Origin of the sequence: Halorubrum halophilum (assembly GCF_000739595.1) — an archaeon.
GTDB lineage: Archaea > Halobacteriota > Halobacteria > Halobacteriales > Haloferacaceae > Halorubrum > Halorubrum halophilum.
This window is the reverse complement of record NZ_BBJP01000059.1, coordinates 34,740-50,986: the sequence shown is the minus strand read 5'-3', so window position 1 is coordinate 50,986 and position 16,247 is coordinate 34,740. Positions and strand designations below refer to the sequence as shown.

General features: G+C 69.5%; 17 protein-coding genes. 6 read left to right on the top strand and 11 right to left on the bottom strand.

Annotation, left to right across the window (positions count from 1 at the left end; translation table 11 throughout):
* Positions 1-96 precede the first annotated feature (96 nt).
* The 4 genes from ACP96_RS14740 to ACP96_RS14725 all read right to left on the bottom strand — a co-directional run bounded on the left by ACP96_RS14740 (position 97) and on the right by ACP96_RS14725 (position 4,937).
* The gene (locus ACP96_RS14740) at positions 97-2,481 is read right to left on the bottom strand and encodes a methyl-accepting chemotaxis protein (RefSeq protein WP_050033877.1); all 2,385 of its coding nucleotides are present in this window, start codon (positions 2,479-2,481) and stop codon (positions 97-99) included.
* A complete protein-coding gene (locus ACP96_RS14735; protein ID WP_202593967.1) occupies positions 2,478-3,737 on the bottom strand; it encodes an ABC transporter substrate-binding protein in 1,260 nt (419 codons plus the stop codon). The genes ACP96_RS14740 and ACP96_RS14735 overlap by 4 nt, the downstream gene beginning before the upstream one ends.
* Positions 3,738-3,989: 252 nt before the next feature.
* Positions 3,990-4,583: a DUF7411 family protein gene (locus tag ACP96_RS14730; protein ID WP_050023589.1), complete on the bottom strand. Its 594-nt coding sequence runs from the start codon at positions 4,581-4,583 to the stop codon at positions 3,990-3,992.
* Entirely contained in the window at positions 4,584-4,937 is a 354-nt protein-coding gene (locus ACP96_RS14725; protein WP_050023587.1) for a DNA-binding protein, read from the bottom strand.
* 123 nt (positions 4,938-5,060) lie between these two features.
* On the opposite strand from ACP96_RS14725, the gene ACP96_RS14720 reads away from it, so the two are divergent.
* Positions 5,061-6,167 carry a 60S ribosomal export protein NMD3 gene (locus tag ACP96_RS14720; protein ID WP_050033876.1) on the top strand — a complete coding sequence of 369 codons (1,107 nt, stop codon included), beginning with the start codon at positions 5,061-5,063 and terminating at the stop codon, positions 6,165-6,167.
* A 563-nt stretch (positions 6,168-6,730) separates the two neighbouring features.
* Positions 6,731-7,207 (top strand): 50S ribosomal protein L11, encoded by a 477-nt coding sequence (locus tag ACP96_RS14715; RefSeq protein WP_050023583.1) that lies wholly within the window; start codon positions 6,731-6,733, stop codon positions 7,205-7,207.
* 57 nt (positions 7,208-7,264) lie between these two features.
* Here ACP96_RS14715 and ACP96_RS14710 read toward each other — a convergent pair whose 3' ends face one another.
* The gene (locus tag ACP96_RS14710) at positions 7,265-7,987 is read right to left on the bottom strand and encodes a DUF4013 domain-containing protein (protein WP_050033875.1); all 723 of its coding nucleotides are present in this window, start codon (positions 7,985-7,987) and stop codon (positions 7,265-7,267) included.
* 142 nt (positions 7,988-8,129) lie between these two features.
* On the opposite strand from ACP96_RS14710, the gene ACP96_RS14705 reads away from it, so the two are divergent.
* Positions 8,130-8,417 carry a hypothetical protein gene (locus ACP96_RS14705; RefSeq protein WP_050033874.1) on the top strand — a complete coding sequence of 96 codons (288 nt, stop codon included), beginning with the start codon at positions 8,130-8,132 and terminating at the stop codon, positions 8,415-8,417.
* 35 nt (positions 8,418-8,452) lie between these two features.
* On the opposite strand, the gene ACP96_RS14700 is transcribed toward ACP96_RS14705, so the two are convergent.
* Positions 8,453-8,905 (bottom strand): universal stress protein, encoded by a 453-nt coding sequence (locus ACP96_RS14700; RefSeq protein ID WP_050033873.1) that lies wholly within the window; start codon positions 8,903-8,905, stop codon positions 8,453-8,455.
* Positions 8,906-9,005: 100 nt separating this feature from the next.
* Entirely contained in the window at positions 9,006-10,898 is a 1,893-nt protein-coding gene (locus tag ACP96_RS14695; protein WP_050033872.1) for an ATP-binding protein, read from the bottom strand.
* Between the two features lie 101 nt (positions 10,899-10,999).
* On the opposite strand from ACP96_RS14695, the gene ACP96_RS14690 reads away from it, so the two are divergent.
* Positions 11,000-11,335: a DUF7113 family protein gene (locus ACP96_RS14690; RefSeq protein WP_050023577.1), complete on the top strand. Its 336-nt coding sequence runs from the start codon at positions 11,000-11,002 to the stop codon at positions 11,333-11,335.
* 5 nt (positions 11,336-11,340) lie between these two features.
* On the opposite strand, the gene ACP96_RS14685 is transcribed toward ACP96_RS14690, so the two are convergent.
* Both ACP96_RS14685 and ACP96_RS14680 read right to left on the bottom strand, forming a co-directional pair.
* Positions 11,341-11,547, bottom strand: a complete 207-nt coding sequence (locus ACP96_RS14685; protein ID WP_050033871.1) for a hypothetical protein — start codon at positions 11,545-11,547, stop codon at positions 11,341-11,343.
* Positions 11,548-11,596: 49 nt separating this feature from the next.
* The gene (locus ACP96_RS14680) at positions 11,597-12,346 is read right to left on the bottom strand and encodes a helix-turn-helix domain-containing protein (RefSeq protein WP_050033870.1); all 750 of its coding nucleotides are present in this window, start codon (positions 12,344-12,346) and stop codon (positions 11,597-11,599) included.
* 77 nt (positions 12,347-12,423) lie between these two features.
* Between ACP96_RS14680 and ACP96_RS14675 the strand changes: the two genes are divergently transcribed.
* Complete coding sequence (locus ACP96_RS14675; RefSeq protein ID WP_050033869.1) at positions 12,424-13,059, top strand: hypothetical protein; 636 nt, start codon at positions 12,424-12,426, stop codon at positions 13,057-13,059.
* A 38-nt stretch (positions 13,060-13,097) separates the two neighbouring features.
* Here ACP96_RS14675 and ACP96_RS14670 read toward each other — a convergent pair whose 3' ends face one another.
* The gene (locus ACP96_RS14670) at positions 13,098-14,453 is read right to left on the bottom strand and encodes a putative ATP-dependent zinc protease (RefSeq protein WP_202593966.1); all 1,356 of its coding nucleotides are present in this window, start codon (positions 14,451-14,453) and stop codon (positions 13,098-13,100) included.
* Between the two features lie 130 nt (positions 14,454-14,583).
* Between ACP96_RS14670 and ACP96_RS14665 the strand changes: the two genes are divergently transcribed.
* Entirely contained in the window at positions 14,584-15,621 is a 1,038-nt protein-coding gene (locus tag ACP96_RS14665) for a succinylglutamate desuccinylase/aspartoacylase family protein (RefSeq protein ID WP_050033868.1), read from the top strand.
* A 25-nt stretch (positions 15,622-15,646) separates the two neighbouring features.
* Here ACP96_RS14665 and ACP96_RS14660 read toward each other — a convergent pair whose 3' ends face one another.
* Positions 15,647-16,159 carry a hypothetical protein gene (locus tag ACP96_RS14660; protein ID WP_050023570.1) on the bottom strand — a complete coding sequence of 171 codons (513 nt, stop codon included), beginning with the start codon at positions 16,157-16,159 and terminating at the stop codon, positions 15,647-15,649.
* Positions 16,160-16,247: the final 88 nt, after the last annotated feature.

Genomic DNA, 16,247 nt, shown 5'->3' with positions numbered 1-16,247 from the left:
CGTCGGTTCGGCGAGCGCCCGCTTGAAAGCATCCTTTCGGGGGCGACCGCCGTGGCGGACGAGTCCCCGGGCCGTGACGGTCGGGTCTCCGCGCCGTCAGTCCGAATTCGCTTCGCCCGTCGGGGTGGGGTCGGCGGCTCCGGGGTCGGGCGCGGAGCCCTCGAGGGTGCCTTCCTCGCCGTCCGCCGGTACCACCTCTGCGTCCGTCTCGAACCGGTCGAGCGTCTCCGAGAGCCGGGCGGCGCGCTCGGAGAGCGACGAGACGGACTCCGAGACCTCCGTGAGCGAGGTCGTCTGCTCCTCGGCGGCCGCGGCGACGTTGTCCGCCTCGGAGGCGGTCTCCTCGCTGATCGTCGCCACCTCGTCGGCCATGGAGACGACCTCCTCGGTGGAGGCGGCCTGCTCCTCCGTTACGTCGGAGATCTCTTGGACTCCGTTGTTGGTCTCGTCGGCGAGGTCGGCGATGTGTTCGAGGTCGTCGACGGCCGCCTCGACGCGCTCCGCGGCGTCGTCGATCTGCTCGCTCGTCGTCTCGACCTCGGCCGTCGACTGGTCCATCCGGCCGCGGATCGCGTCGATCCGGGACTCCGCGGTCTCCGCGGCGTCTTTCACCTCGTCCGACAGCGCCTTGATCTCCTCTGCGACCACCTCGAACCCCTTGCCGGCCTCGCCGTCGGAGCGGGCGGCCTCGATGTTGGCGTTCAGCGCGAGGATGTTCGTCTGCTCCGCAATCTCCGAGATCCGGTCTATCAGCTGGTCCACCTCGCTCACCTCGTCGTCGAGCGCGTGGATCGCAGCGACCGCCTCCTCGACGGTCTCTTCGGTCGTCTCCATCTCGTCGATCGCGTCCTTGGCGGCCTCCTGTCCGCGCTTTCCGGCCTCCGCCGTCCGCGCGGCGGCGTCGGCGACCTGATCGGACGACGAGGCGACCTCCTCGATCGTCGCCGAGAGGTCGCTCATCTCGTCGCTCACCTCGGTCAGCGACTCGCTCTGGTCGGCGGCGCCCCGCGATATCTCGTCGACCGAGCCGGCGACCTCCGACGCCGTCTCGGCCACCTCCTCGGCGGAGGCGGTCGCCTGCTCCGACGCCAAGGCGACCTCGTCGGCGAACGTCGAGAGGCGGGCGTACGTCCGCTCGATCTCCGCGATCATCCCGTTGAACTCCTCGGCGATCGCCGCCATCGCCTCGTCGTCGGTGTCGGTCCGCATCCGCGTGGTGAGGTCGCCGTCGGCGGCCTCCCGCATCGTCTCGCCGTAGTCGTCGGCGGTCGACTGCAGCCGGTCGTTGCGCTCCGCCATCCGCTCGCGCTCGGTCTCGGCGGCCGCCTGCGCGGTCTCCGCCTCGTCGATCTTGGTGCTGAGGGAGTCCCGCATCGCGCCGAACGACCCGTACAGCCGACCGATCTCGTCGATTCGGTTGGTCTCCAGATCGACCGAGAGATCGCCAGCCTCCATGCGCTCCGCGCGGTCGCGGAGGTCGCGCAGCGGGCCGACCGTCTGCCGGCTCAGGGCGAGCCCGACGACGACGAGCGAGAGGAGCCCGGCGCCGATCACCGTCAGGACGCTGGTGCCGACCGCGTCGCTCGCGGCGAAGGCCTGCGCGGTCGGGACGGTGGTGACCGCGACCCACTCCTTGTCGCCGGTCGAGGCGTATGCCGCCACCTCCTCGTCGCCGCGGTCGAAGGCGGTCCCGTCGCGGGACGCGCCGAGCTCGGAGACGATGTCGCCGTCGGCGTTCAGCGCGCCGTCGCCGCCGGAGAGGATCGTCTCGCCGTCGGCGTCGACGATCATCGTCTCCTGGTCGGCGTGGAGCTGCCGGAGGTTGTCGACCCGGTACTGCAGCGTGCCGACCAGCACGACGACGCGCGACTCGTCGCCCGCGACGGGGCTGGCGAACGCCATCACCTGATCGCCCATCGAGTTCGACTCGTAGGCGGTCGGCGAGTTCCACACGTCGTTCGACGAGGTGAGGTCAACGCCCGGTTCCACGTCGGTCCACGGGGCCGCGACCCCGTCGACCGACTCGCCGCGGAGCGCGGGCGACGTGCTCGTGACGACGCTCCCCTCGGCCGTGTCGACGAGGTGGATCGCCCGCACGTCGACCGGGAGCTGCGCCTGTTTCTGGATCAGCTCACCCTCCGCGGTCCCGGCGTCCGCGCCCGAGAGCGCCTGCGTCGACGAGACGGATCGCGTGTGGGTCTCCATCGAGACCGCCCACTCGTTGATCGAGTCGGCGTGCATGTCGACCGTCGACGTGAGCTGCTGTTCGGCGTCCCGCTCGACCGTGGCCTCGGCGCTCGCGTAGTTCACGCCGCCAACCGCCGCGAGGACGACCACGACGAGGAGGATGGAGATGACGAACTTCGCCCGGTAGTTGCGCCGGATCACGCCCGGCGTGACCCGCCTCGCGACCCGGCTGACGACCGACTCGTCGGAATCGGTCGGGGCGTCGTCGTTCCCTCGGGAGTCGGTTCCGCTCATGCCCCCACCTCCGGGGAGACCTCCTCAATGACGCTGATCCCGTCGGCGTCGTACCGGAAGTACTCGTAGTCGATCCCGGTGACGTCGCCGTTCTCGTCGAAGACGACCTCGCTGGACGCGCCCCGGTACTCGACCGGGTCGCCGGCGGCGGCGCGGCGTACGCCCTCGGCGAGGGTGTCCGGCGTGACCTCGGCGCCGCCCTCCGAGACGACGGCCCGCATCTGCTCGCGGATCGCGCCGCCGTCGTTCTCGCCCGCGGCGGCGTTCGCGAGGAGGAGCACCGCCGCCGCGTCGTACCCGTTCGCGGTGAAGATGCTCGGGGCGCTCCCGTACTCGGACTCGTAGCGCTCGGCGAAGGCTTCGTAGCCGGGACCGTTGGAGGACGGCGCGGTCCCGTAGACGTTCGACATCGACTCGCCGACCTGTTCGGGGAGCGACGGGTCCATCATGCCGTCGGTGGTGAACACGGTCTCGTCGCCGGCGTAGCCGTCGTAGTAGTGGCCGAATATCTCGACCCCGTCCTCGGGGTAGCCGATCACGAAGAGCAGGTCCGGCTCGCCGGAGAGCGCGGTCGCCAGCGGCTCCTCGTACTCCTCGGAGAAGGAGACCTGCCGCTGTATCTCGCCGTCGAACGACGTGGCGAAGGCGCCGGAGAGCTGCCGGCCGTAGTCGCCCGCGATGTGCAGCGTCGCCGCGGACGACGCGCCGTGCTCGTCGGCGGCGAGCCCCGCGGCGACGACGGCCTGCAGCGAGTCGTCGGGCGCGGTCCGGAAGCTGAACCCGCGGTCGTTGAGGATCGAGAGCGTCGGCGTCGTGCTCGCGGGCGAGCAGTTGACGACCTCCGCGGGGATGGAGGCCTGCTGGACCGCCTGCAGGGTCACGTCGGAGCCGAGCGGTCCGGCGACCGCCGGGAACCCGGCGTCGACGAGCGTCCGCATCGCGTCGATCCCGCCGCGCGCCGTCGTCTCCGAGTCCTCGATCTGCCACTCGACGTCGGCCTCGATCTCCGAGGCGTCGAGCTGTTTCCCCGGAAGCTCGACCGCGTCGGCGATCGGCGTCCCCACGGACTCCAACCCGCCGGAAAGCGCCATCACGCCGCCGTATCGGAGAGTCCGCTCCGACAGAGGCGTGCGGCGATCGTCGGTGCGTTCGGCGTTCGATCCGAGACAGCCGCCGAGCCCGAGCGCGGCGGCGCCCGACGCCGCGGCCAGCAGCTCGCGACGGCTGCGTTCCAGTATCGGTCTGTTACGACACACACGCGTTCGGAATCAGCTCCGGGTTTTAACCCCTCAGATCGAGTTATCAAAATGGATAAGCTGTTTTGCGAGACATCTACCCAAGGGCAGAGAGAACGAGTAACACAGCATCAAACCCCTAAATTCACCCATCATCGATCACGACACACCAGATACAGAATTTGAGAAACGGAGTAGATCGATCGACACGGAGAGAAAGCGATCGGCGGTAGCGCTACGCCTCGGGACCGTTCTCGAAGTCCTCCCGCCCGCTCAGTCGTTTCGGCCGTGCACGTACGTCTGGTCGTGGTCCGGGAACACCTCACCGACGGTCTCCTCGCCGTGTTCGTCGGCGATGAGCGTCCGGAGTTCGTCCTCGTAGTCGGCTTTCGGGACCTCCTCGCTCGGTCCCTGTTGGACGTCGAACGTCTCCTCGACGAGCCGGTCGACGGCGTGGCGACCGAACCCCGAGAGCGGGGAGATGTAGTCGATCTCGTGGCGGTCCTCCAGGCTCTGCGCCTGCGCGCGAGACACCGTCGGAACGCGGTCGTCGCGGCGCGTGCCGTCGGCGATCGCGTCGACCTCGCGGCTCGCGATCGTCTCCAGGGCGTGCTCGTGGACGCGCTGGATCCCGTTTCGCGGGTAGCCGTCGTCGATCATCGTCTCGGCGGCTTCCTCGGCGACCTCGCGGTCGAGGTCGACGCGCTCGAAGGGGAAGCCGAGCTCGCCGGCCGCGCGCTCGGCGTGTCTCCAGTCGTCCGTGAGGCCGAAGCTGCCGGTGACGCAGCGCACGTCGTAGAACCGGTCCAGCAGGTGGGCGGCGAGCGAGGAGTCTTTCCCCCCGCTGTACAGCAGCGCGAGCTCCATCTATCGCCGCTGGATGTCGAAGCTCTGCTGGTCGGGCTGGAGTTCCTTCAGGAGGTCGCGCATCTGGTCCTCGTCGATCTGTCCCTGGACTCGGCCGCTCTGCGCGAGCGCGGCGACCTGCTGTTTCACCTTGTCGCCGAACTCCGGTTTCGACATCGCGACCGCGTTGAGCCGCTGACGCGCGCCGTCCGTGAGGTACTGCTTGAGCACGGCCTCCTGTTGGGCCTCGGCGCGCTCCTGCGCCTGCTGTTGCGCCTCGGCGTCGCCGCCGCCGCCCTGCTTGCGCTCGCGGAGTTCTTCCATCTTCTTCTCTCGCAGCTCTTCGAGCCGTTCGTCGTCGGGATTCTCGCTCATACGCACCCGTTCTCGGTCCGCGCGAAAAACGATTTCGGAGGATCGGGCCCCGGGCCGGCCCCGGCGGCCCCGATCGAGGCCGGTCCGCGCCGCTTAAACGCCTCCTCGGCGTAGCCGCCGGTAATGAGCGAGTCGCGGGAGTTCTGTCCCCGGTGTGGCGACGCCGTCCCGGAGCGGCGCGAGCCGCTTCCCGGCGACCCCGGAGGGCGGGACGCGCTGCTGTGTGACGACTGCTACTTCGAGGACTTCGAACTGGTCGACGCGCCCGACCGGATCGAGGTGTTGGTCTGTTCCGGCTGCGGCGCGGTCCGCCGCGGCGAGTCGTGGCGGGACGTCGGCGCGCGCGACTACACCGACGTCGCCGTCGACGAGGTCGCCGGCGCGCTCGGGGTCCACGTCGACGCCGAAGAGGTCGAGTGGGGCGTCGAGCCCGAGCAGGTCGACGAGAACAACGTCCGGATGCACTGCCGCTTCTCTGGGGTCGTCCGGGGGACGCTCCGCTCCGCGGAGGTCACGGTCCCGGTCAAGATTTCGCGGGGGACCTGCGACCGCTGCGGCCGGATCGCCGGCGGCTACTACGCCGGGATCGTGCAAGTGCGCGCGGACGAACGCGAGCTGACCCCCGCCGAGCGCGCCGAGGCGCTCGACATCGCCGAGACGTACGTCGCCGACCAGGAGGCCGACGGCGACCGCGAGGCGTTCATCACGGAGGTCAAAGAGACCGACGACGGGCCGGACATCAAGCTCTCGTCGAACCGGCTCGCGCAGAACGTCGCGACGCGGATCACGGAGGCGCTCGGCGGGAGCTTCGAGTCGTACCCGACGCTCGTCACCGAGGACGGCGACGGCAACGAGGTGTACCGGGTGACGTTCGCGGTCCGGCTCCCGCGCTACGCCCCGGGCGAGATAATCGACCCCGAGGACGGCGACGGCCCCGTGCTCGTCACGAGCGTCTCCGGTCGGCTCCGCGGGGTCCGCCTCGCCACGGGCGCGGAGTACATCTCCGAGTTCGAGGAGGGGGCGGCCCCGGACGCGGCGCGGCTCGGCCGCCGGGACGACGCCGCGGAGACGACGGTGGTGACGGTGGAAGACGAGAACGCGATCCAAGTGCTCGACCCGGTCACCTACGAGGCGAAGACGGTTCCGAACCCGGAGTTCGTCGACGGCGACGCCGACTCGGTGCTCGCCTTCGAGCACGGCGGCGAGGTCCACCTCGTCCCCGAGGAGTAGGTCGTCAGGGCCGTTCCGGTATTTAAACAGCACTGAGCCGCTGCGACGGCCGCTTATAAATGGCGGTGCGGTGGCGTGTGCCTGCGAGCGGGCCACCGGCCCGCGAGCAGCCCGCGCGAGGGAGTCGCTGGCGGCTATCGCCGCCAGCGACGAGGCTGGGGAGGCGTGAGGCTGCGGTCCCGTGAGCGACCGAAGGGAGCGAGCGGGAGCACGGAAGTCGCAGCGCCGAGCGCAGCGAGGCGACCGTCTTCCGGCGGTGCAGTTGCGGTACGGGTGGGACTCGAAGGGGCAGCCGGGAGGGCGAAGACGGACGAAGTAAGGACCGCAGGAGCGAACGGAGTGAGCGACGAGGACCGCAACGAGTCCATCGAGCCCTCCCGGCTGGGGCTTCGGAGGCCTTCATCGATCGTCGGCCCGGTCTGCTTATAAGTGGACTTCCAGCTAACGTACTCTGTCAAACGTAGTAACGGTCGCCCCGAGGCCGATATCGAAAGCGTGCGAACCGCTGGCGCCCCCTACCCGAAAGAACAACCGTTAAAAGTCGCGGCCGGGTTCGTACGGATATGGCTGGAACTATCGAAGCGCTCGTCCCCGGCGGGCAGGCCAACCCCGGCCCGCCGCTCGGTCCCGAGCTCGGACCGACGCCGGTGGACGTTCAGGACGTCGTGTCGCAGATCAACGAGGAGACCGCCGCGTTCGACGGCATGGAAGTGCCCGTCACCATCGAGTACGACGACGACGGCTCCTTCACGATCGAGGTCGGCGTCCCGCCGACGGCCGAACTGATCAAAGACGAGGCCGGCTTCGAAACCGGCTCCGGCGAGCCGCAGGAGAACTTCGTCGCGGACATGTCGATCGAACAGGTGAAGAAGGTCGCCGAGCAGAAGTCGACCGACCTGCTCTCGTACGACGTGAAGAACGCCGCCAAGGAAGTCGGCGGCACCTGCGCCTCCCTCGGCGTCACCATCGAGGGCGAGGACGCCCGGACGTTCGACGACCGCGTCGACGCCGGCGACTACGACGACGTCCTTGTAGCGTAACGCGGCGTTACACAGGTTTCGCAGCCCTTTTCGCCCCGTTCGTTTCTCACCGGTTGCCTACACTGTGGGTCGTTCAGCGGGATCGGCCTCAGTCGTATCGGTCGTGACCGGCCGCACGTCGGTCCACGTCCAGCCGATGACGGCGGCTGCGGCGACGATTGCGTAGAACTGCACGAAGAACCCGGCGATCGTGCCGAGAATCGGGACGACTGAGAGCACGCCGATCGCTAACGCCCCGGCGAACACCACCGTAACGGCGGTGAGCCAGCCGACGGCGTACGCGCGCTTCGTGACGACGCCCCAGAGCGTCCCGACCGCGAACCCGTCGCCGACGCGTCCGGAGTCGGCGACCGCGGCCAGCGCGGCCGGCGTCACGTAGACGCCGACGAGCGAGACGGCGAGCGCGACGACGACGAGTACCAGCGCCAGCAGTCCGCCGATCAGCCCGCTGAGGAGGCCCCCGGCGCCGTCACCGGACCCGACGACGGCCGCGCCGATACCGAAGGCGGCGGCGACCGCGAGGACCGCGAGCGGCAGCAGCGAGTAGACGAACGTGACGGCGAACGCCTTCACCCCCTCGACGAGGAGGTTGCCCCACGCCTCGAAGACCGGCGGCTCGTCGGTACCGTCGGCCGTCCGACGGATGACGCGTGTGAGATATCCGAGCACGAGGAACGAGGGGATCAGGAGCGGACTCGTGAGCAGCAGTACGCCGCCGATTGCGACCGTCACGATGGCGTCTTCGCCGTCGCGCAGGTAGTTTAACGACTCTGATAACATGGATGATCCCACGTATTAACGCGCCGAGGGGACTTAACCTCGTACGGTCGTTTGGCCGGAAGAACGCGGTTGTCGACGCTGCTCGGCCGATGCGGACGGCGCTCACGTCGCTTTTATCGCTGAGTCCCACGGATGTTTCCATATGCCAGATCTCAATCCAATCGCCAAGCGCATCCACAACATCCAACCTCGGCCGGTTCGACTCACGATCGACGGCGAGGAGGCCGGCGTCTTCGAGTTCTCCTCGACCGAGTTCTTCCAGCGCGAGTTCCGCGGCGAGGGGACTCGCACCGACGCCGACGTCGACGCCGAATTTCGCCTCATCACCGCAGACGACTACGACTCCGTGCTGCTCGGGCGATCGGGTCCCGACGAGGAAGGGTGGACCGTCGTCGGTGAGGTGATCGAGGCGGAGCGTGCAGAGGAGTGACCGATGCCCGCGTCACCGATTCCGCCGACTTCGCCTCACCGAACGACGGTGACGGGGACCTCGGCGCGGCGCACCACGCCCTCGGCGACGCTCCCGAGTAAGACCCGAGAGATCCCGGTCCGGCCCTGACTCGCTAACACGACGTGGTCGAACGGCTCGCCCGGATCGTCGTCCTCGCCGACCCGCTTCTCGCCGCCCGCCACGGAGAGGATCGTCCCCGTCGGCCGCCCGACCTCCAGTCGCGTCTCCACGTCGCGGTCGACCGCCGAAGTCGCCTCGCTCAGGATCCGGTCGCCGCGCTGTTTGGCGCTGTCGTACCACTGGTCGGCGGCGCCGGGGAACCCGCCCTCCGCGCCCGTCGCCGAGTCGGCGGGGTTGATCACGTGCAGCGCTGTCAGTTCGGCGTCGGGCCACTCCGACGCCGCGAACTGGAGCGCCTCGGCCGCTTCCGTCGATCCGTCGACCGCAACGAGGATCCGTTTGACCATGTGCGCGCTTCTCTCGCTCTGCATTAAAAGGGCGGCGGCGACTCCGACGCGGCGGCAATCCGGTTTGGGGGCGCCCGCTCCGAATCGCGAACCGCGCCGGTCAATCGTGCCGCGTCACGCACTCCGAGAGCCCGATCAGCTCCACGGGCTCGGAGTTGTCCGGCGAGTAGACCACCATCTGCCCCTTCTCCATGTAGGGGACCTTTCCGGCGAGGTTCGTGGGGATGTTCACGCTGCTGATCGCGTCCTCGTCGCCGAGGTTCAAGACGACCTTGGTGTTCACCTGCTTGAACACCGACTCGGCCACGTCCTGCGGGTCCTGCGTGATCAGGAAGAGCCCGAGCCGCTCCTTGCGGCCCTGCTTGGCCGCCTCCGTGAACTTCTGGACGACCTTTCGGGCCTGCACCGTGTCGGCGTCGGCGAGGAAGTTGTGCGCCTCGTCCATCCCGATCAGGAGGGGCGTCTCCTCGATCCGGTCGCTGTCGGGGTCGTTCGAGAGCTTGTCGTCGACGAGCAGCCCCGCGACCGCGAGCACGACGATCTCCTTCTGTCTGGAGGTCGGCAGGTGGTAGGTGGGGACCACGGAGAGCCCGCCCGGCCGGACGAGGGTGTGGTCCAACTCCGTGATCGGCTTCGCGTCCTGATCGAAGATGCCCCCGGGGACCCCGCGGACCCGTCGTTTGACGGCGTCGAACGTCGCCTCGTGGACCCGACCGCTCTCGTCGAGTTCCTCTTTGAGCGCCGGGTCGTCGAGGTACGAGAGGAACTGGCTGTAGGTCCCGCTGTCCCCGTAGTCACGGAAGAAGCGGTTGAGAAGGGTCAGCAGGGCGGGATACTGATTCTCGTTGAGCCCGGAGCCGGCGACGAGCCACGGCATGTCCCGCGCGAGCGAGAAGGGGATCGTGAACTCCACGCGCTCGGCGCGGTGCCCCTCGCCCGGGTACGTCGCGTTCGCGGCCCGCGGCACGAGGGCGACGGTGTCGTCGTGGCCGCCGTGGGCGATCCCCTCCCGGTCCAGCCGCCGCGCGAAGTCGGCGTCGAGGTCGGGGTTGTCGTCGTGCATCTGCGCGTACTCGTCCTGCGGGTCGAACTGGACGACCGCCATCCGCGACTCCCGACCGTCGCCGGTCGGGTAGGTGCGGTCCGAGTCGAGGTACTGTCGGAGGACGTTCTTCGAGGCGTGGGTCTTCCCCGATCCGGTCCCGCCGGCGACGAGGGTGTGCCGGAACGCGAGCGGGTCGCCGTCTGCGTAGTCGTCCTTCACGCGGTAGTCGACGGTGGGCGGCTCCGCCGCCGTCCGCACCTTCTCGCCGCCGACGGAGAGGTGGCCGAGGAAGACGCCGTCTTCGGGAATCTTCAGCCCGGTCTTGATCTCGGCGTCGTCGGAGGCCTCCTCGACGACCGCCCCTGGTTTCGGCACCCGGTCGGTCATCCGGCGTTTCATGTCCTCTCCCTCGCCGTAGACGACGGACATCGGATCCAACTCGGCCATGAACTTGTAGTCGCGTTCGGCGAAGTCATCGCGGCGCATCTGTCGGCGCGCGTGGATCTCGGTGGCGTCGTCCGACCGGAACTCCTGCGCGTACTCCAGTCCGGTGATCCGGCAGAACAGGCGCTCGCCGTCCGGGTACGGGATCAGGAGGTACTTCCCGAGCCGGACCGCCTCGCGGTTCCCGGTCGTGACGAACGCCTTCAGCGTCGTCTCATCCTCCTCCTCGGCCACGCGGAGCCCCTGCGAGACGGAAACGACACCGAGTCCCGTGTCCTCGCCGGTCGGTTCCACGTCGTACGCGGTAAACTCGTCGTCAACGACTTCCTCGCGGCCGCCGTCGTCGGTCGCGGCCGCGCCGCCGCCGTCGGTCTCACCGCCGTCATCGGCCGCGTCGCCGCCATCGCCCTCGGTACCGCCGGACTCGGCGGTCGCAGGGTTGGCGCCCTCCCCGCCGCCGTCGCCCTCGTCGTCGCCGAACTCGGTGAAGTCCTCCAGCGTCATGGCGGACCCACCGCCCCCGACGCCGAAAGCGTTTCCCCCTCGTCGTCCGGTCGGGGCCACGCTCGCGGGCCCCTTTTGAGTCTCCGGACCGTATCGGAGACATGATACTCGTTCGCGGCAGCGGCGGCGGGACGGAACTCACCGGCACGGTGTTCGAGCGCGGTGAGGAGCCGCCCGCCTACAAGGGCGCGCCCGACGAAGACGCCCCGTACGTCTGGGTGTGCGACTCCTTCTACGAGGTCGAGAGCGGCGGGTCCGCCCTGCGCGTGGGCGGCGAGGAGATCCGAGTCGCCTTCGAGGAGCCGATGCCCCGCGGGTTCGACACCCGCGATCAGGCCCTGACCGCGGCGAAAGAGCACGTCCGGACCCAGTTCGCCAGAATCGGCGTCGACGCCGACACCGTCGAGGTTGAAGTGACGAAAGAAGACCCGGCCTGAGCGGGTTACGCTCCGCCGTCGTCGGCCGTCTCGTCGTCGCCGTACACCCCGAGCGGGAGGCTCTCGGCATGGGCGTCGTCGGCATCGAGGCCCTCGTAGGCATCGTCGATGAGCCGGGCGAGCTGGGCCTCGGGGGTCACGCCGCGGGCGGCCGCGAGCGCTGCGAGCCGCTCGTACTGCTCGTCCGGCACCGACACCGTCCCCTCGTTCATACCCGCTGGTCCGATCCGGAAGTACAAAAGTATTGTTCGGAATCCGACGCTACCGGCGCGCGTCAGGCCGATCCCGGCCGTCCCGTCTCGGCCCGCGTCCCTCGGGGAGTCCCCACTCCTCGAACCGGTCGATCAGGGCGTTCATCACCGTCGACTCCGCGCGAGAGAGGTGTTCCCACACGGTCGTCGTGCCGAGATCGAGCTCCTCGGCGACGTCCTCGACGCCGACCCCGCCGCCGTGGTCGTAGTACCCCGTCGCGATCGCGGTCGCGAGCGCCTCGCGCTGGCTGTCGGTGAGCCCGTCGAGGATGCCCGCGGCGGGAAGTCGTGGAGGGTGATCGAGATCAGCGAGCTCGACGTTGCGGGCGAGTTCGACGTCGTTCCCGCCGCGCTCGATCCAGCGAATCAGCGCCGAGAGATCGTCGTCGGCTCCGAGATACACCGTCCATCGTTCGATCCCGCCGGAGATAGTCGTCCCCATCCGGTAGTGGACGCCGAGGTCCGCGAGCCGCTCGCTGATCCCGTCCCAGCCGCCGGTGTCGACGGTGAGCGCGACGTACGCGTGACCGCCGGCGACCGGCGAGATCGGCTCCGCGGACACCACGGGGTCGGCGCGGCGGAACTCGGTCAGGAACGACTCGATCTCGGCGGTCGGCCCGCGCAGCTCCACGATCCGCTTTCGCTCGGCGCCCGTCCCGGTCATCGAGGAGACCGAGCGGAGCGTCACCTCCGGGTGCCGGGCGCTCACCTCGGACTCGGGACCCCCGTGGTGGCGCACTCGCAACGTCACTTCGCGCATGGGTGACCCGAGGTCGCCGGCGTTCAAACGGGTTCCGACAGCGCGCTTATTGCACCGCGCCGCCAAGGAGGTACCGGATGCCCGACCGACCCTCCAGCGGCGGCCGAGAGGCGGCGTCTCCGGCCGAGACGGAGTCGACGATCGCCGACGCCGAGCGCGACGGCGCTCCCGGGTCGGCCGGTGGTGAGGCTGTCGACGGCGGCGCGGCCGAGGTCGACGACGAGGTGCAGCGTCGCCTCCGAGAGGGGTACCTCAACGACGTGGAGCGCGAGCTGGTCGTGACCGGGGTGCGGTCGGCGGACGACGAAGTCGTCGTGGAGTTCCGGACCCCGCACGGCGACGCGACTCATACCGAGCGGTTCCCAGCCCCGCGGCACGGCTCGCTGTCGGAGTCGGAGGCGTTCCTCGCGTTCCTCGAGGCGGCCGGAGTTTCGCCCCTCGACGTCGACGAGATCGTCGGCGCCCGCGTATCGGCCACGTACGAGGGCGACGGATGGCGACTTGACGAGTCGTACCTGCTCGATACCTCCGGCGGTGCGGACGACGGCAACGCGAGGAGGAGCGGTGAGGCGGGGAGCGACGCCTCGCGTCTGCGGTCGGCGTGGGCGCGGTCGAGAGAGTGGCTCTGGACGTACCGCTACTGGCTGTTCGCGGCCGTGCTGATCGGCGGCGAACTGCTGTTCGTGGCGCTCGTCATCGTCCTGTTCACCTGAGTCGCGCCCCCAATTCGGCGGGTGGCGGCGACTTTGCGCTACTCTTCCTCTTCGAGGATTTCGCCGGCCTCGTCGCGCTCGGTCTCCTCCACGTCGGCGCGCTTCCGGACGTCGACCCGATAGTCGGTGAGAATGTCGCGGCCCAAGAGGAGCGGGTACTCCATGTGGCCGCGGTCCTCGACGCTGGCGGTGACGGTGTGCTGGTTGCCGCCGATACCGATGACGAGGTCGACGACGGGCCGGGCCTTCCCGCCCTTCACGCTCCCCGACTTCACGCGCGTCATGCTCTTGATCGGGCCGGCGCCGATCTCGGCGGCGAGCTGGGTGTCGATGCTGGTCCGGGTCGCGCCCGTGTCCGACTTCGCGAGCGCCTGCGTGGAACCGGAGGTCCCGGTGACGACGACCTCTTCGATGTAGCCGATCATGGGCTGTTCGGTCGGGCTCGGCTTCGGCGCGGGGGCACACGAGGGCCGCGAGTCGTCGAGCGTCGCGGAGATGTGCTCCACGTCGTCGTCGTCGACTTCGCCGCCGACCGTCTCGATCGCGAGCTTCGCGATGTGCGGCGCGGGGCTCGTGCCGGTGGCCTCGAACAGTCCCTTAAATCCGGCCGTCGGGTTCACTTCGAGGACGTACCAGCCGTCGTACCCCTCGACGAGGTCGACGCCGGCGTAGTCCAGATCCATCACCTCGGCCGCGTACAGCGCCGTCTCGGCGGCTTCGTCGGGCATGTCGTTGGTAGCGTCCTCGACCGCGCCGCCGAGCGCGACGTTGGTCCGCCAGTCGCCCTCCGGCGCGTAGCGGTACATCGAGCCCACGATCTCGTCCCCGACGATGTAGACGCGCAGGTCGCGGTGCTCCTCGTCGTCGCGGTCGATGAGCTTCTGGAGGAACGCCTGCCGGTTGCCCACCTTCGGGTTCACCCGCTCCGTGAGATCGACCTTCCACGTCCCGCCGCCGTGGGTGCCGATCGCGGTCTTATAAACGCCGACCTCGCCGAAGCGCTCGCGCCCCTCGTTGAGCCGGTCGTTCGACAGCGCGAGCAGCGCGTCGGGCACGCGGATGTTCCAGTCGGCGAGTGTCGCGGCCGTGGCGAACTTGTGGATCGACGCGAGCACGGCATTCGGCTCGTTCAACATCGGCCGGATGCGCTCGAACGTCGTCGCCAGCCCGAGCAGCTCGGCGGGCTGATCGGTGTTCGAGAGCAACAGTCGGTTCGCGATCACGTCGACCGCGGGCTCGACGGACACCTCGCCGTCCTCGACGCTGATGGCCGCGTTCTCCTCGCGGAGCCAGACGGGCTCGTGCCCGAGGTCCTCGACAGCGTTGCAGATCGCCTTCGTTTCCTTGCTGTTGTGCAGCGACAGCACTCCCACCCGTACCGGGTCCGAACTCATGGGAACACCTGCGCAGCCGTGCGTAAAAGTTCGACCGATCGGTGGCTGCGGCGGCCGGCGGGTCGGAGGGTCGAACGCGGGCGATCCGCGGGTCGCCATATATATACTCCCCGCCGTGCTCCGGTCTGGCATGAGCGACGATCGGGTGTTCACGTACAACGGCGGCGCGGTGCCGCCGGGCGAGACGCAGAACATCCGCTACGGCATCAGCGAGACGTACCTCGGCGACCCGGTCCGGATCCCCGTGACGATCGTCAACGGCGAGCGCGACGGGCCCACCGCGTTCCTCACGGCGGCCGCCCACGGCGACGAACTCAACGGCATCGAGGTCGTCCGCGAGGTCGCCCACGAGTGGGACCTCTCGGCGCTCGCGGGCACCCTTGTCTGTCTCCCCGTGCTCAACGTGCCGGGCTTCCTCGCACAGCAGCGCTACCTCCCCGTCTACGACCGCGACCTGAACCGGTCGTTCCCCGGGAAGGCCGGCTCGACAAGCTCGAAGCGGATGGCGAACCAGATCTACTCGAACTTCATCGCGCCGTGTGACTTCGGGCTCGACTTCCACACCTCCACGCGCGGCCGAACGAACATGCTCCACGTCCGCGGCGACATGACCGAGGACGGGGTCCACCGACTTGCGATGGCGTTCGGCTCGAAGGTGATCATCGACAGCGACGGGCCGAGCGGCACCCTCCGCGGCGAGGCGACCGCCGACGGCATCCCCACGATCACGATCGAGATGGGCGAGGCCCACCGCTTCCAGCGGCCGCTCATCGACGACGCGCTCGGCGGCGTTCGGTCCGTGTTCGCCGAGTACGGCCTGCTCGACACCGACACGGTGCGTTGGCCCGGCTGGCGGACGATCGTCGCCGGCGCAGGGGAGAAGACGTGGCTCCGCGCCGACTCCGGCGGGATCGTCGACACCCACTTCGAGAGCGGCTCGCTCGTCCGCGAGGGCGAGCGGATCGCGACGATCACCAACCCGTTTAAGAAGGACGAGGTCGCGGTCGAAGCGCCCTTCACCGGCCTACTGATCGGCCTCCTGGAGAACCCGGTCGTCTACCCCGGGAACCCGCTGTGCCACGTCGTCGAGATCGACGAGGCGACCCGCCGCGCCATCGAGGCCGGCGACGCGCCGAAGCCCGTGGGACAGCCGAACGCGGCGGAGTGAGGGCAGTCGACCGGTCGGTTCGCGATCACGTCCGGTCGATCCGCCCCCGGAACCCGAGCGCGGCGGCGGCGAGCACGGCGAAGAAGCCGGCGAGGAACGCGACCGGCTGGACCGCGATCCGCTGGGCGACGACCGCGCCCGGCTCGCGCTCGACGGTTCGGGTCCAGAACTCGTACCGTTCCCCTTCGTACGCGACAAGGAGGAGCCCGTCGCCCGGCGTCGGCTCCGTCGGGTACGACAGCGAGTCGACGCGCTCGTCCGGATCCTCGACGCCGAAGCCGGCCTCCGAGTCGAGCGCTCGGTCGAACGCCGCGCGGGCCTCGGGGTCGAGGTCGGCGTAGTCGACGACGCCGTCTGCGGTCCCGTTCCCCTGCTCGGGCGCGTCGACGCCCGCCACCGGCGACCCGCTCTCGGCCGGCTGGACGCTGTGGGTGTACGCCGGGTCGGGCTCCCCGATCGGAACCGGGAGGTACAGCGGGTTCGCCATCAGGAGGACGCCGACGACGGCGAGGCCGGCGACCGCGAGCCGGGTGCGCATGAGAAGGCTTCGGCGGGGGAGGATTTGAGGCTTTCCGCGGGGAGCGGGGCGCGCGGAGCGGTTCCCGTCTACTTGAGAGGTGTCATAG

Excerpts from the sequence above, each read along its gene's own strand:
- ACP96_RS14740 (WP_050033877.1), bottom strand. The coding sequence starts at position 2,481 with ATGAGCGGAACCGACTCCCGAGGGAACGACGACGCCCCGACCGATTCC.
- ACP96_RS14730 (WP_050023589.1), bottom strand. The coding sequence starts at position 4,583 with ATGGAGCTCGCGCTGCTGTACAGCGGGGGGAAAGACTCCTCGCTCGCC.
- ACP96_RS14725 (WP_050023587.1), bottom strand. The coding sequence starts at position 4,937 with ATGAGCGAGAATCCCGACGACGAACGGCTCGAAGAGCTGCGAGAGAAG.
- ACP96_RS14720 (WP_050033876.1), top strand. The coding sequence starts at position 5,061 with ATGAGCGAGTCGCGGGAGTTCTGTCCCCGGTGTGGCGACGCCGTCCCG.
- ACP96_RS14715 (WP_050023583.1), top strand. The coding sequence starts at position 6,731 with ATGGCTGGAACTATCGAAGCGCTCGTCCCCGGCGGGCAGGCCAACCCC.
- ACP96_RS14710 (WP_050033875.1), bottom strand. The coding sequence starts at position 7,987 with ATGTTATCAGAGTCGTTAAACTACCTGCGCGACGGCGAAGACGCCATC.
- ACP96_RS14705 (WP_050033874.1), top strand. The coding sequence starts at position 8,130 with ATGCCAGATCTCAATCCAATCGCCAAGCGCATCCACAACATCCAACCT.
- ACP96_RS14700 (WP_050033873.1), bottom strand. The coding sequence starts at position 8,905 with ATGGTCAAACGGATCCTCGTTGCGGTCGACGGATCGACGGAAGCGGCC.
- ACP96_RS14695 (WP_050033872.1), bottom strand. The coding sequence starts at position 10,898 with ATGACGCTGGAGGACTTCACCGAGTTCGGCGACGACGAGGGCGACGGC.
- ACP96_RS14690 (WP_050023577.1), top strand. The coding sequence starts at position 11,000 with ATGATACTCGTTCGCGGCAGCGGCGGCGGGACGGAACTCACCGGCACG.
- ACP96_RS14685 (WP_050033871.1), bottom strand. The coding sequence starts at position 11,547 with ATGAACGAGGGGACGGTGTCGGTGCCGGACGAGCAGTACGAGCGGCTC.
- ACP96_RS14680 (WP_050033870.1), bottom strand. The coding sequence starts at position 12,346 with ATGCGCGAAGTGACGTTGCGAGTGCGCCACCACGGGGGTCCCGAGTCC.
- ACP96_RS14675 (WP_050033869.1), top strand. The coding sequence starts at position 12,424 with ATGCCCGACCGACCCTCCAGCGGCGGCCGAGAGGCGGCGTCTCCGGCC.
- ACP96_RS14670 (WP_202593966.1), bottom strand. The coding sequence starts at position 14,453 with ATGAGTTCGGACCCGGTACGGGTGGGAGTGCTGTCGCTGCACAACAGC.
- ACP96_RS14665 (WP_050033868.1), top strand. The coding sequence starts at position 14,584 with ATGAGCGACGATCGGGTGTTCACGTACAACGGCGGCGCGGTGCCGCCG.
- ACP96_RS14660 (WP_050023570.1), bottom strand. The coding sequence starts at position 16,159 with ATGCGCACCCGGCTCGCGGTCGCCGGCCTCGCCGTCGTCGGCGTCCTC.